This is a genomic window from Acinetobacter sp. XH1741 (assembly GCF_041021895.1).
Lineage (GTDB): Bacteria > Pseudomonadota > Gammaproteobacteria > Pseudomonadales > Moraxellaceae > Acinetobacter.
This window is the reverse complement of record NZ_CP157428.1, coordinates 488,830-503,963: the sequence shown is the minus strand read 5'-3', so window position 1 is coordinate 503,963 and position 15,134 is coordinate 488,830. Positions and strand designations below refer to the sequence as shown.

Sequence of the window (15,134 nt, the reverse complement as noted above, 5' to 3'; positions counted from 1 at the left end):
CCAAAAAGAGTTTAACGCTAGTATACGTGAAAAACGATTGAAGCCCTAAACTCATGGCGATTGAGCATTTTAGTTTTTAAATAGTGAACAAAAAATTATTGAAAAAATTTTATTGATAAAAAAAGGTTATAAAAAAATAAAAAATTATTCATGTAAGTTTTGCTAAATATTGACTGAGTATTATCGTTCTTGGCTTTCCCAATATTATTTGCTTCTATAGAATGGAGAATGATCAAATTATGATGATGAGTCAATATTCCGACTGATCTAACGCTATATCAGTATCATTCAGCCAGAGTGGAAGTCATTTCACTCAAGCACAACTTGTTGGAAACACAAATGCCTGACTATCGTTCAAAAACATCGACACACGGAAGAAATATGGCTGGCGCACGTGGCTTATGGCGTGCAACAGGAATGAAAGATGAAGATTTCGGCAAACCAATTATTGCAGTGGTCAACTCATTTACCCAATTTGTTCCAGGCCATGTACATCTAAAAGATCTAGGGCAACTTGTCGCAGCAGAAATTCAGGCAGCAGGTGGTGTTGCTAAAGAGTTCAATACAATTGCAGTAGATGACGGGATCGCAATGGGGCATGATGGCATGCTTTATTCATTACCATCGCGTGATTTGATTGCGGACTCAGTTGAATATATGGTCAATGCACATTGCGCCGACGCAATGGTGTGTATTTCTAACTGTGACAAAATTACACCGGGAATGTTGATGGCTGCAATGCGTCTGAATATTCCTGTCGTTTTTGTGTCTGGCGGCCCAATGGAAGCTGGTAAGGTTAAATTCCGCGGTAATGAAAAAGCGATTGACCTTGTAGATGCCATGGTTGTTGCGGCTGATGAAAGTTATACAGACGAAGAAGTTGAAGAATTTGAACGTTCGGCATGTCCAACCTGTGGTTCTTGTTCAGGTATGTTCACTGCAAACTCAATGAACTGTTTAACAGAAGCTTTAGGTTTATCTTTACCTGGGAATGGTTCGATTGTTGCGACCCATGCTAACCGTAAGAAATTATTCTTAAAAGCGGGTCAGCTTATTGTTGAGTTGGCTAAGCGCTATTACGAACAAAACGATGCAAGTATTTTGCCTCGTTCAATTGCCACTAAAGCTGCTTTTAAAAATGCAATGACGCTTGATATTGCAATGGGTGGTTCAACCAATACTGTTCTGCACTTATTGGCTGCGGCGAGTGAAGCTGAAGTTGATTTTACAATGGATGATATTGACGAATTATCACGTCGAGTACCAGTACTTTCAAAAGTAGCACCAGCAAAACAAGACGTTCATATGGAAGATGTTCACCGTGCAGGTGGCATCATGGCCATTTTAGGCGAGCTTGATCGTGCGAAGTTACTTGATGTTTCAGTACCGACTGTACATGAGAAAACTTTAAAAGATGCATTAGATAAGTGGGATATTATCCGCACTGAAGATGCTAATGTATATGAGTTCTATCGTTCGTCTCCAGGCGGCGTTCCAACCCAAGTTGCGTTCTCACAAAATCGTTACTATTCAACTTTAGATGGCGACCGTGAAAAAGGCGTTATTCGTAATGCAGAACATGCATTCTCTAAAGATGGTGGTTTAGCAGTTCTATACGGCAACATCGCGCTTGATGGCTGTATCGTAAAAACTGCGGGTGTAGATGAATCGATCTTGAAATTTACGGGTACAGCGCGTGTATTTGAAAGCCAAGATGCAGCTGTAGATGCAATTTTGGGTCATGATATTAAAGCTGGCGATGTAGTTGTTATTCGTTACGAAGGTCCACGTGGTGGTCCGGGCATGCAAGAAATGCTTTACCCAACCAGCTATCTTAAATCGAAAGGTTTAGGAAAAGACTGTGCATTGGTAACGGATGGTCGTTTCTCTGGTGGTTCATCAGGTCTGTCAATTGGTCACGTTTCGCCAGAAGCTGCTGAAGGCGGTGCAATTGGTTTGGTTGAAGATGGCGATACCATTGAAATTGATATTCCAAACCGTACCATTCATTTGAACGTTGATGATGCGACTATGGCGCACCGTCGTACAGTTCAAGAAGCGAAAGGCTGGCATCCGAAAGAAGAACGTAAACGTAAAGTATCAAAAGCGTTAAAAGTTTATGCAATGCATACAACAAGTGCAGCAAAAGGAGCTGTACGCGTTTTATAAAATATTCAATTTAAATAATTGAGTAGGAATCATGCACCTATTAACACGATGAATTGTTATCATGTTATGGGTGCATTTTTTTATGTCTGGTAAAAAAAATCGGCTTGTAGAAAAAGGTGTTTTCAGATCATTCTAGGGGTTTGTCATAAAATGGTGATAAAATCTTCACCTATGCAGAACCTCGCGAAATACATGACATATTTTCTGCGCGAACTCCGGGAGTCATCTTTCCATCTCGACTCCTGTTTCACCTTGCACTATGATCAAAATAATTTTTGATCTTGCTTAGGATTTATTTTTTAGAGGCACTACTCATGTCACTGCTACGCCGTTGGTTTGACCCTATCCGATCGAGCTGGTTTTACCAAAAGCCTTCTCGTCAAGCGGTGTTACCCACGGAAAATGGTTTAAGTATTTATTTACGACTTGATGATGTGTATAGCTATCTAGCTGTTCAGCAATTGTCTCAATTAGATGAAATTTTAAGTGATGAACTTAAGCCTTTAAAAATTATTATTTCTCATACGGCTTCTGAACCTCCTAATAGTATGACGCATGAGGAGTGGCAGCATTATTGTTTAAATGATGCCAAAATTTTAGCAAAACAGCACCGTTTTGCTTTTGATGAGTTTCCAGAAATCCCAAGCCAAGAAGCTTTAAAACAAGCCACAGTTATATTAAGAAGAACCCCATTACAGGGTCAAAATTTCTTACATTTACTTGAAGATATTTTTCACATGCTTTGGCAACAACAATATGGAAAGTTACGTACTTTACATGCCATGGCAGTGAAGCATCAGGTTCCACAGCATTTTCCAGAACGTATTTTTACAGATGAGTCTGTTCCAGCGGCATACTTTGAATTTGGTGGTCGTAAATATCACGCAGTAGATGATTTATTACGTTTAACTCGCCGCTTAAAACAACAAAAATTACTGACGGGTAATCCGATTTTTTTAATTAATCATATCGAGTGGCGTGAGCATTTAATTAATGATGCTGAGGCGCTTAATGAAATTCAGTCTCTTCATCCTGAGCTTGATGTATTTATTGCTTTAGAAGATCCGATGAGCTGGTTGCTTCTTGCTTATATTAAAGAAGAACTCGCAGACTATTATGATATTCAGTTAAAAGTCTATCCACTGAGCTACCAAGGGCGTGACTGGTTTGACTGGAGCTTGGCAACACGTGTTTCTAAACGGACAGAGGTTGCTTTTACACCTTTTTGCCGTCCTACCGAAGAAACCACGCTTGAGATGGCAAAGCTTTTCTATAGTGTGTCTGAAGGTCAGCAACTCGAAACAATTTTTACGATTTTGCAAGCTGTTTGGACCAAAGGAAAAGACTTATCTTTCCAAAGACATTTCCAAGAGTTACAGCAACAGCTTGGTATTGAGCAGTTAACCGAGCAGGACGTCCCTTCGGTTTTGGCACAAAATGATGCGCTTTGCAAAGATAAGCATCAGCCTGATTTGCCAGTTTTAGAATTACGTATTGATGGGCAAAGCTATGTATTTAATAGCTTGTATCGAGTTTGGATGATTGAAAGTATTTTTAGCAATGTATTAGAAGAAAAATATAAAACGGCCTCAACTTTTAATTGAGGCCCACTCCCAAAAACAAGAATAGGGCAAAACCTGTTTTTTCCGTAGCATAACCATGTAGGGAATCGGAGATAAACAGTGACATTTCTAGCAATTATTATGGTGGTGTTTGCCTTTGCTGGCATGATTAAAGGCATGATTGGCTTAGGTTTGCCCGCGGTATCGATGGGCTTGCTCACTATTGCGATGAGCCCTTTTCAAGCGGCATCTCTTTTAATTGTTCCTTCTATGGTCACAAATGTCTGGCAGCTTTTTGCCGAAGGCCATGTATGGGCTTTTGTTCGCCGTTTCTGGACTTTGCTTGTAGGCATTGTGGTGGGCTCAATATGGAGCTTTCTACCCACTTTAAGTCAAAGTCATGGGCACAGTAGTGAGATTTTATTAGGCTGTATGTTGGCCTTATATGGGCTTTATGGTCTATGTGTGAAAAAGCTGCCCCATTTAGGAAAGTATGAGCGCTGGTTATCGCCGATTATTGGATATATTGGTGGCGCAGTCACTGTAGCTACAGGGGTTATTATTATTCCTATCGTCCCTTATTTACAGTCTTTGCATTTAAAACGTGATGAGTTGGTTCAGGCTCTGGGATTAACGTTTACTGTCTCTACGATTTGTCTTGCAGTGTTTTTACACCACAACCCTATGTCGGGAATAACGCTGGATTATCGTTTATCTTTTGCTGCTTTATTGGCTGCGTTAGTTGGAATGTGGATCGGTAAAAAAATCCGTTATCGACTAAACGAGCAGTTATTCCGCCGTATCTTTTTTATAGGGTTGATGTCATTAGGACTCTATATGATTTTTCACTGAGTCAAATTTCTAAGGGCGATTCTCTAATAAAAAATCTGCAAATTGCTGATAACGACTAGGCAGCTGATTAAAATTTTGTGTGGCTAGAAGTAGTTTGCGGTTTGCCCAAGCACCTAGTAATTGGATGGAGTGAAAATCGTAGTCTGATTGCAAACGCTGAGCAGCACGCGCCGGCATAATCGCAACTCCAACACCCTTGGCAACAACCTCAGCAATAGCGCCAAAGTTCGGTAAGCGTAAACGGTACTGTATGTTAAAGCCTAATAACTTGGCTTGGGTTTCAATGGACTGCTGTAATGAATGATGGGGCTTAAGCCCAATAAAACCATAGTTTAGAGCATCTACCAAATTTAACTGTTGGTATTGAGCTAAGTTGTGGGTAGTAGGGCAAATCAGAACTAAGGGGTCGCTTGCAAATTCTTTAGTTTGCAAATGCTTCGTATTAAAGAAACTCGAGACCAGTCCCAAGCTTGCTACGCCTTGTGTCAATGCTTCTACAATTTCTGAGCTTTCTGCTTCGTGCAAATCGATATTCATCTCTGGATAAAGCACCAGATATTGTGGCAATAAAGTAGGCAGATATTCACTTTGAGCAGAGGAATTACACCAGAGTGTTAATGCTTGTGTTGTAGGTGGCCTAAAACGCTGCATTTCTTGTTCGAGTTGATCTTTTTGTGCTAAAAGCTGACGAGCATGCTCTACAAATGCATGTCCAGCCGTGGTGAGTTCTACGCCAGTAGTCTGACGAATAAATAACGGCGTCTCAAAATATTGTTCGAGTTTTTTAATACGTTCGCTTGCCGCTTGAAGAGAAATAGCAGAGCGGTCAGCACCTTTGGTTAGACTACCTGTAGAGACAATATGAAGAACCAGCTGTAAATCAAAAAAATCAAAACGCATGATATGAACGTATTGAAACGCAAAAATTTATCATACTAAAAAGCGATGAAAAAAGGCAGCTTTCGCTGCCTTTTTGAATTTAGGTTTTATCTTTTAAACTAAATAGCCAATTTAAAATAATGGCTGCAAAAGTTGCGGTACCGATACCGCCTAAATTGAAATTACCAAATACCAATTCAAAGTTTCCGGCACCTAAAATAATGGTGACCGAAGCTACAATCAGATTTTTATTGTTTGAAAAATCAACTTTGTTTTCAATCCAAATCTTTGCGCCAGCAATGGTAATTAAACCAAATACCACAATAGATGCGCCAGTAAGTACTGCACTTGGGATGGTACTAATCACTGCACCAAATTTTGGAGATAACCCTAAGAAAATTGCAAAGATCCCTGCAATGACAAAGACAATGGTTGAATACACACGAGTGACAGCCATGACACCAATGTTTTCACCATAAGTTGTCATACCGGGTGCACCTACACCACCAGAGAGTGTGGTTGCCAAGCCATCTGCTACAAATGCTTTACCTAATTGGGGTGTTAGGTTTTCGCCAGTCATTGCACCTACTGCTTTAATATGCCCTAAGTTTTCTGCCACTAAAATAAGTGCAACTGGTGCGATAATTAAAATAGCCTTGGTATCAAAAGTAGGGTGCGAAAAGCTTGGGATTCCAAACCATGTAGCAGCTGCGATCTGGCTAAAATCGATTGGTTTGCCTAAACTTAAGCCATTGCTGGCGATGGCGTAAATGACATAGGCCAAGACTAAACCGATCAATAGGAGTAGACGCTGTAATAAACCGCGCGTAAAGACCGCAATACTACCCATACAAAGTACAGTAATTAAAGCCATCCACATTTCAAATGGCTGACCTGCAACACCTTTAATAGTAACAGGTGCAAGGTTTAGACCGATAATCATAACAATGGCGCCAGTCACAACAGGTGGCATGAGTTTTTCAATCCAGCGTGTACCAGTGAGCATGACAATAAAACCGATAAGTGCATAAAAAATACCGCACGCTACGATTCCACCTAACGCTATAGATAGATTTGGATTTGCACCCGAACCTGTAATATGTCCAGTCGCTGCTGCAACAACACCAATAAAGGCAAAACTCGATCCTAAATAACTTGGAACACGTCCCCCTGTCATTAAAAAGAACAGGATGGTACAGATGCCAGACATTAAAATAGCAAGGTTAGGGTTAAAGCCCATGAGTAATGGTGCTAGAACAGTAGATCCAAACATGGCAAATGTATGTTGGATACCTAAAATGGCACTTTGAACTGGTGGGAGATATTCATTGGTAGAGACCGGTCGATGGTCAACATCACCTTGGTAAGGCTGCCATTTTGGAAACCAGTTGGACATAAAATAAGCTCATTATTCTTTAATTGGTGCAATGATACTCTTTCTTGGGAAAGCATTTAATCTCTAGAGAGCAGTATGTGAGTGAAAAGCAATTGTTTTTTAACGATTGGTATAATTTTAAGAATTCTAAATATAAGGAATTAGTTATTTTTTTATAATAATGCTTAATTTTATGATTTTTAAAAAATATTTAAAAAAATAGAAAATCCGAGAAAATTTATGAAAAATGGGGAACTTTGCAAGTAAAAAGCAGCACATCAGTGATGTACTGCTTTGTCAAACAATCGGTAAAAACAGTTTAGCCTGTATTACGTAGACCAGCAGCAATACCCGCAATACTTACCATCAGTGCATGATCAACAGGGGTGTGTTCTGCCTGACGCTCCGCGAGATAATCGCGGCGACGCTTCATCAGTTCTGCCTGTAAAAGATGCAAAGGAAGTAAATACGGTTTACGAACCTGCATAGATTGATCAAGAACTTCATTGTTGCTTAGTAGTTTTGATTCATCTTTTAATGCAAGTAGGGTTTCAACAGCATCTTTTAAACGCTGACGTAACTGGTTGCCGAGCACTTTTAAATCTTCATCTTCAGTCAAATGAGACTCGTAATAGAGTGCAATGTTGGCATCGGATTTAGACAATACCATTTCCAGCATATCAATGAGCGTCTGGAAATAAGGCCATTGCTGAAGCATTTCATCTAAAGTTGCTTTTTGCTGATCGGCAATCACTTCATTAATGGCTGCGCCAGTACCTAACCAAGCAGGCAACATTAAACGGATTTGAGTCCATGCAAATACCCATGGAATCGCACGTAAAGACTCAATGCCACCACTAACTTTACGTTTTGCTGGACGCGAGCCTAGAGGTAGCATTTGTAACTCAAGCTCAGGTGTGACAGTACGTAAATATTTCACAAAATGTGGATTTTCACGCACTGTTTGACGATAAACCTTCACAGAATGATCTGTCATACGGTTCATGAGTTCCCGCCATTCAGCCTTAGGCTCAGGTGGTGGCAACAATGTCGCTTCAAGTGTTGCTGCGGTATAGATTTCAAGGTTTTGCATCGCAATACCTTCTAGACCGAATTTGAAGCGGATCATTTCACCTTGTTCTGTTACACGAATTGCACCAGAGATTGAGCCTGGTGGCTGTGAAAATAGTGCTTGTTGAGTTGGGGCACCACCACGGCTAATTGAGCCACCACGGCCATGGAACAGAGTTAACTGCACGCCGTGAATACGAGCGATTGCTGTTAGCTCTTCTTGAGCACGATATTGCGCCCAGTTGGCAGACATGAATCCGGCATCTTTTGCGGAGTCGGAGTAACCAATCATGACCTCGTGTTTACCTTGAATATGCTGTTTATACCAATGCATATTGAACAGCGTATTCATGGTAGTGGCAGCGCCATCTAAATCTTTTAGAGTTTCAAATAGAGGCACGACACGTAAAGGGTGCTGAATGCCCGCTTCTTTTTGCAATAACAATACGGCTAAAACATCGCTCGGATATTCAGCCATAGAAATAATATAAGCCCCTAAAGATTCAGGTGGTTGGTCTGCCAAAGTACGCATGGTTGCAAATACTTCTTGAACATCTGGGTGACCAATCAAACTACCTTCTGGTTCGTTAATATATTTTGGTAAAAGCGGGCGTTTACTTTGTAACTCCTGAATCAGGAAGTTTTGGCGTGCTTGCTCAGTCCATGACTCAAAATTACCTAAACCTAAATACTCGGTAATGGCAGAAATGGCTTGGCGATGACGACCTGATTCTTGGCGAATATCGAGTTTAAGTAGTTCAATACCAAAACAGTTCACACGGTAAATAAAGTCGAGTAGTTGACCATTCGCAATTTCAGGTAGGTTGCTGTCAATTAAAGAGCGATAGCACAGCAATAGCGGTTGTAAAAGCTCATCTTTACTTTTAATGACATTGCTGTCGTCTGCTTCTAAGCCTTGCAAACGCTGAGCTAACCAGTGGCGAGTCGCTTTTAAGCGTTCTCGTGTCGCACGTAAATATTCACGATAAGGTTCTGCATGTTGGCTACCAATGGCCTGAATCATTTCTTCAGAACAAGTCTGAATTGAAAGCTCCCAACGTAAGTTTTCAATATCTCTGAGGTACAGGTCAGCTGCTTGCCAGCGTGATAACCACAAGACTTCTTGCGTAATTTGATGGGTAACATTTGGGTTACCATCACGGTCTCCGCCCATCCAAGACGCGAAACGTACTGGTGCAATGTTGAGTGGTAAGTTTTGTTGGCAATTGTCTTGCACCAACTCATTTAATTCACGAATAAATTTAGGAACAGCATTCCAAAGCGTTTGCTCAATGGTTGCAAAGCCCCATTTTGCCTCATCGACAGGAGTTGGGCGGTGCTGACGGATTTCATCTGTTTGCCATGCCGAACTAATTTGCTGTTTTAAGTTGGCAAGTGCATTTTGACGTTCGCGTGGGGTGAGTTTTTGCTGATCAAGCTGCGATAGGCAAGCATTGATATCGTCATATTTTTGAATCAGGGTACGACGACTTACTTCAGTTGGGTGCGCCGTAAGGACGAGTTCAATATTTAAATCACAAATTTGCTGGAACAGTTTTTCTGTCGAAATACTTTTATCTTTAAATTTTTGAAATAAGTGAACCAGTGGGTTTGGAGAGTTAGCCTCCGAATCAAACTCTGCCTGTCTGCGGCTACGCACCACATGGTATTGCTCGGCAATATTGGCAAAATTGAGGAAGTGAGAAAAAGCGCGGGTAAGAGGTAATAGCTCTTCGTCGGGCAGTTCTAAAAATAATTGTTCTAATTGCTTTTCGGCTTCAGCTTGACCATCACGTGCACCTTTGGCAAGTGCACGGATTTGCTCGATCTGATTAAACAGTTCTTGTCCTGCATGTTGTTTTAGGGTTTCACCTAACAAATTACCAAGTAAGCGGACATCCTCACGCAGTGGCGCATCGATTTGCTGAACCATGCTATTTTTCTCCTGTTCTTATTCTTATCGAATATAGCGCGATTAACGAACATTCCAAGCTTTGAGCGTAAGAAAATGTGAATTTTTGCTTAAAAAATAACATTTAATTCGCTTATAGCGGCTTGAACGAGGGCATGCACTCAGTGCAACTTTTGACAATCGGACTTTGGTTTAATTCCAATACTTGAGCAAGAATAAAGTGATTGCATCGTGAATAATTTGCTCAAGCTCTTGTGCAGTAGGTACAGCAATAATTCTAAGTAGAACCTTATGGTGACGTACACCAAGCAACAAAGTTAAAAGAAGCTCTGTTTGATAAGTCGGGTCATCGGCTTGAATAAAACCTAATTCAGCCGCTTGTTGAAAGAATGCAGCCAACTGATTTTGAAGTCGGGTATGAGATGCATTAAAAAACTGTTCAGCCAATGGGCTTTGTTCTGCTGCAAGCTCAAATAATACATGTTCAAGCTTGAGTGCTTCAGGTGAATAAATAATTTGTAAGGCACGTGAACACACAGTAAAAAGGGCTTGATAAAAGTCTGCTGATGCATCTAATTCAAATTGTTTAGTATTCAGCGTCTCTTCGCATGTTTGTTGAATGGCACAGATAAACAGGTTTGCTTTATCTTGAAAGTGATTATAAACAGTGAGTTTAGTAACACCTGCTTCCTGTGCAATCTGGTTCATGCTCGTACCGTGATAGCCGGATTTTAAAAAAATAGCTTTAGCGGCCTGTAGGATACGAGCACGTTTTTCCAGATCTTTAGGGCGACCACTTTGATTAACTGTTTGCACAAAACCCTCTAATAAAACTTCAAAAAAATAAATATTTATAAGTTTTTCTTTAATTAATGTACCCATGGGTATATTAATTAAAAAACAAACAAACTATTATGCAAGCATATTGTGCCTTAAAAAACCAGTTTGAATAAGAGCGATAAGATATGAATCTGTTAAAACCTCTCATCATGAGTATGGTGATTGTTTGCACGGTCACATTAATGGGGTGTAGTAAAGAGGCTCCCAAAACAGAAGAAATACCCTATGTGATGGTGACGCAACCTTCGACCACACTAAACGAACTAAAAAGTTATGCAGGCGATGTACAGGCTCGACAACAAACAGCCTTGGCATTTCGTGTGGGTGGACAAGTTACGGCTCGCTATGTAGATGTAGGAGACCGAGTTAAAGTTGGGCAAGTGTTAGCAAAACTCGATGTAGCAGATGCACAGCTACAATTAAATGCTGCCAAAGCCCAATTACAGAACGCACAAGCAGCAGCGAAAACAGCATCGGATGAACTTAAACGTTTTCAACAATTATTACCTGTAAATGCAGTAAGCCGTTCACAATTTGATACGGTCAAAAATCAGTACGACGCGGCGCAAGCAGCTTTACAACAAGCCCGCTCTAACTATGAAGTTTCTGCAAACCAAACTGGTTATAACCAACTTGTTTCTAATAAAAACGGGGTGATTACAGCGCGGAATATAGAAATTGGACAAGTCGTTGCAGCAGGGCAAGCGGCATATCAATTGGCAATTGATGGTGAACGTGAAGTGGTCATCGGCGTACCAGAACAAGCTGTTGCCGAGATTAAAGTGGGGCAAGCGGCGTGGATTACCTTGTGGTCTAAACCGAATGAAAAATTTGCCGGATATGTCCGCGAAGTTTCTCCTGCGGCTGATCAGTCCCGCACCTTTACGGTCAAAGTTGCACTCAAAGAAGGTCAATCTACTATTCAGCTTGGGCAAAGTGCGCGTGTATTTTTTAGCTCGACTAAAGCTAATGTGATGAGTGTTCCACTTTCGAGTGTTTCAGCAACAGATAATAAACCTTATGTATGGGTCGTAAATACAAATCAAACTTTACGTAAAGTACCCGTGACGATTGGTGCATACGGCCGAGACAGCGTACCAGTTTTATCTGGTTTGACACCAAATGATTGGGTGGTGATTGGTGGTGTGCATTTGCTACGCGATAAGCAGAAGATTCACCCGATTGACCGTGAAAACCGTGCGGTGAAGGTTCAGGGAGCAGCGCAGCCATGAAATTCAATCTCTCGGAATGGGCACTGAATAATAAAGGGATTGTCCTTTATTTTATGTTGCTGCTCGCCATTATTGGGGCAATTTCTTATTCAAAATTATCTCAAAGTGAAGATCCGCCATTTACCTTCAAAGTGATGGTCGTTAAAACATTCTGGCCTGGAGCGACTGCCAAAGAAGTTTCAACGCTGGTGACCGATCGTATTGAAAAGGAGCTGATGACAACCGGGCAGTATGACAAGATTATGGCTTACTCCCGTCCGGGTGAGTCAATGGTTACGTTTGTTGCCAAGGACTCTCTCACTTCTGCCCAAATTCCTGATGTTTGGTACAACGTACGCAAAAAGGTCAATGATATTCGCACCGAATTACCAAGCGGTGTGCAAGGACCATTTTTCAACGATGAGTTTGGCGATACTTTCGGTAATATTTATGTACTGACAGGCAAAGACTTTGACTATGCACTTTTAAAAGAATATGCCGATCGTTTGCAATTACAGCTTCAGCGAGTCAAGGACGTCAGCAAAGTAGAATTGATTGGCTTACAAGATCAAAAAATCTGGATTGAGATTTCCAACACCAAAGCGGTTCAACTCGGTATTCCTCTTTCTGCAATTCAAGAAGCCTTACAAAAGCAAAATAGTATGGCAAGTGCAGGTTTTTTTGAAACGGGCACAGACCGAATCCAAATTCGAGTGAGTGGACATTTACAAAATATTGATGAAATTAAGAAAACACCTCTATTGGTAGGGAACAAAACGATCCAGTTGGGTGATGTTGCTGATGTCTATCGTGGTTTTAGTCAGCCAGCTCAACCACGTATGCGTTTTATGGGTGAAAATGGTATTGGTCTTGCCGTGTCTATGCGTAAGGGTGGTGACATTATTGCTCTAGGTAAAAATCTGGAAACGGAATTTGCCCAACTGCAAAAAACTTTACCTTTAGGCATGAAACTACAGAAGGTGTCTGACCAACCTGTAGCAGTACAACGCAGTATTCATGAGTTTGTGAAAGTACTCGCTGAAGCAATCATTATTGTTTTGCTCGTGAGCTTTTTCTCTTTAGGTTTCCGTACTGGTTTAGTTGTCGCTTTTTCCATTCCATTGGTTTTAGCGATGACTTTTGCTGGCATGAATTTATTTGATGTCGGCCTACATAAGATTTCGCTTGGTGCCCTAATTTTAGCTTTAGGTCTGCTGGTCGATGATGCCATTATTGCCGTTGAAATGATGGCAATTAAGATGGAGCAGGGTTATAGCCGAATTAAAGCCGCCGGATTTGCTTGGAAAACCACAGCATTTCCAATGCTGACAGGAACACTAATTACTGCGGCAGGCTTTTTACCTATCGCTACAGCGCAGTCTAGTACGGGTGAATACACGCGCTCGATCTTTCAGGTGGTGACGATTGCGTTATTGGTGTCTTGGGTTGCGGCAGTTTTATTTGTGCCTTATTTGGGTGAAAAACTACTGCCTGATTTTTCTAAAACAGGTCATCAAGCGCCTTGGTATGTCCGTTTATGGGCAAGATTAACGAAAAAACCGCAACCACAAACAGTCGAGATTTCTCAGGACCATCATTACGATCCTTATCAATCTAGTTTCTATTTACGTTTTAGAAAAATGGTCGAGTTTTGTGTGACCTATCGTAAAACTGTAATTGCGACAACGGTTGGGATTTTTGTGCTCTCTGTGCTGATGTTTAAAATGGTTCCTCAGCAGTTTTTCCCACCTTCAAACCGTACCGAAATTTTAGTCGATTTAAAACTTGAAGAAGGTGCTTCTTTAACCGCGACAGAACAAGCGGTGAAAAAGGTTGAAAAGTTCCTGTCTAAACAAAAAGGTATTGATAACTATGTGGCCTATGTGGGTACAGGTTCACCACGTTTTTATTTACCTTTAGACCAGCAATTACCTCAAGCCAGCTTTGCACAGTTTGTGGTCTTATCTACTTCTCTTGATGACCGTGATGAAATTCGTCGATCGCTGGAAACTCAAATTAAGCAATTGCTTCCGCAAGTTCGTACACGTGTGTCATTACTGGAAAATGGTCCACCTGTGGGCTATCCGTTGCAGTATCGTGTGTCAGGCGAAGATCTAAATCTGGTACGTAAAGAGGCGCAGCAGGTTGCTAAGGTGATTGGTGAAAACCCAAATACCACCAATGTCCATTTGGACTGGGGTGAGCCGAGTAAGATTATTTCAATTCAAATTGACCAAGATCGTGCTCGACAAATGGGCGTCTCTAGTGTCGATTTGGCAAACTTCCTGAATGCATCTATTACAGGCAGTGCGATTGAACAATATCGTGAAAAGCGCGAACTCATTGAGATCCGCTTACGCGGGGATCAAGCCGAGCGTGTTGAAGTCGCTTCACTATCGAGTTTAGCAGTACCAACAGCGAATGGCACAACAGTACCTTTAGCGCAGATTGCCAAAATTGAATATAAGTTTGAGGATGGCTTGATTTGGCATCGTAACCGCTTACCAACCATTACTGTACGTGCAGATATTCGTACCAAATTGCAGCCAGCTACCGTTGTTGGTGAGTTAGCAGAATCAATGGATAAATTACGCGCTGAGTTACCAAGCGGCTATCTCATTGAAGTCGGTGGAACAGTAGAAGAATCGGCACGTGGACAAAGTTCGGTTAATGCCGGTATGCCACTGTTTTTAGCGGTTGTGATGACATTACTGATGATTCAGCTTAAGAGTCTGTCTCGGGCAACCATTGTGTTCTTGACTGCGCCATTAGGTTTAATCGGGGTTGTTCTGTTCTTACTTCTGTTTAATAAACCATTTGGTTTTGTCGCAATGTTAGGAACCATTGCCTTATCGGGCATGATTATGCGTAACTCGCTCATTCTGATTGATCAGATTGAACAAGATAGGCAAGCCGGACATCCAACATGGGAGGCGATTATTGAGGCAACAGTACGTCGTTTCCGTCCAATTATTTTGACAGCCTTGGCAGCAGTGTTAGCAATGATCCCACTTTCACGAAGTATTTTCTTCGGTCCAATGGCCGTTGCAATTATGGGTGGATTGATTGTAGCGACCATGCTGACATTGTTTTTCTTACCTGCATTGTATGCTGCGTGGTTTAAGGTGAAAAAAACCGCATAAAATACATAAATTTTTTGTGAATAAAGGTGCGAAATATTGAAAAGTCCAATATAGTAGCACCTGTCTTTACACAAAAAATACAGGATTATTTCACTGCATAAAAAATAGGCAAAGTGCAGT

Annotated in this window: 9 protein-coding genes; 5 read left to right on the top strand and 4 right to left on the bottom strand. The window is 41.2% G+C overall.

The genetic code is table 11. The annotated features are described in order from the left end of the window. Positions 1 to 339: 339 nt before the first annotated feature. The 3 genes from ilvD (at position 340) to ABLB96_RS02485 (ending at position 4,583) form a co-directional block, all read left to right on the top strand. Entirely contained in the window at positions 340 to 2,169 is a 1,830-nt protein-coding gene (gene ilvD, locus ABLB96_RS02495) for a dihydroxy-acid dehydratase (RefSeq protein WP_348897301.1), read from the top strand. Between the two features lie 314 nt (positions 2,170 to 2,483). Beyond that, on the top strand, positions 2,484 to 3,773 hold the full coding sequence (locus tag ABLB96_RS02490) for a hypothetical protein (protein WP_348897302.1): 1,290 nt from the start codon (positions 2,484 to 2,486) through the stop codon (positions 3,771 to 3,773). Between the two features lie 78 nt (positions 3,774 to 3,851). After that, positions 3,852 to 4,583 (top strand): sulfite exporter TauE/SafE family protein, encoded by a 732-nt coding sequence (locus ABLB96_RS02485; protein WP_348897303.1) that lies wholly within the window; start codon positions 3,852 to 3,854, stop codon positions 4,581 to 4,583. 9 nt (positions 4,584 to 4,592) lie between these two features. Here ABLB96_RS02485 and ABLB96_RS02480 read toward each other — a convergent pair whose 3' ends face one another. From ABLB96_RS02480 to ABLB96_RS02465, 4 genes are all read right to left on the bottom strand, one after another. Beyond that, a complete protein-coding gene (locus tag ABLB96_RS02480) occupies positions 4,593 to 5,483 on the bottom strand; it encodes a LysR family transcriptional regulator (protein WP_348897304.1) in 891 nt (296 codons plus the stop codon). A gap of 79 nt (positions 5,484 to 5,562) precedes the next feature. Continuing rightward, on the bottom strand, positions 5,563 to 6,858 hold the full coding sequence (locus ABLB96_RS02475; RefSeq protein ID WP_348897305.1) for a solute carrier family 23 protein: 1,296 nt from the start codon (positions 6,856 to 6,858) through the stop codon (positions 5,563 to 5,565). 298 nt (positions 6,859 to 7,156) lie between these two features. Further along, positions 7,157 to 9,841 (bottom strand): phosphoenolpyruvate carboxylase, encoded by a 2,685-nt coding sequence (gene ppc, locus ABLB96_RS02470; protein WP_348897307.1) that lies wholly within the window; start codon positions 9,839 to 9,841, stop codon positions 7,157 to 7,159. Between the two features lie 171 nt (positions 9,842 to 10,012). After that, positions 10,013 to 10,636 (bottom strand): TetR/AcrR family transcriptional regulator, encoded by a 624-nt coding sequence (locus tag ABLB96_RS02465; RefSeq protein WP_348897308.1) that lies wholly within the window; start codon positions 10,634 to 10,636, stop codon positions 10,013 to 10,015. Positions 10,637 to 10,785: 149 nt separating this feature from the next. Between ABLB96_RS02465 and ABLB96_RS02460 the strand changes: the two genes are divergently transcribed. Beyond that, positions 10,786 to 11,892: an efflux RND transporter periplasmic adaptor subunit gene (locus ABLB96_RS02460; protein ID WP_348897309.1), complete on the top strand. Its 1,107-nt coding sequence runs from the start codon at positions 10,786 to 10,788 to the stop codon at positions 11,890 to 11,892. Next, positions 11,889 to 15,014, top strand: a complete 3,126-nt coding sequence (locus ABLB96_RS02455; RefSeq protein WP_348897310.1) for an efflux RND transporter permease subunit — start codon at positions 11,889 to 11,891, stop codon at positions 15,012 to 15,014. Before ABLB96_RS02460 ends, ABLB96_RS02455 begins: the two co-directional genes overlap by 4 nt. Positions 15,015 to 15,134: the final 120 nt, after the last annotated feature.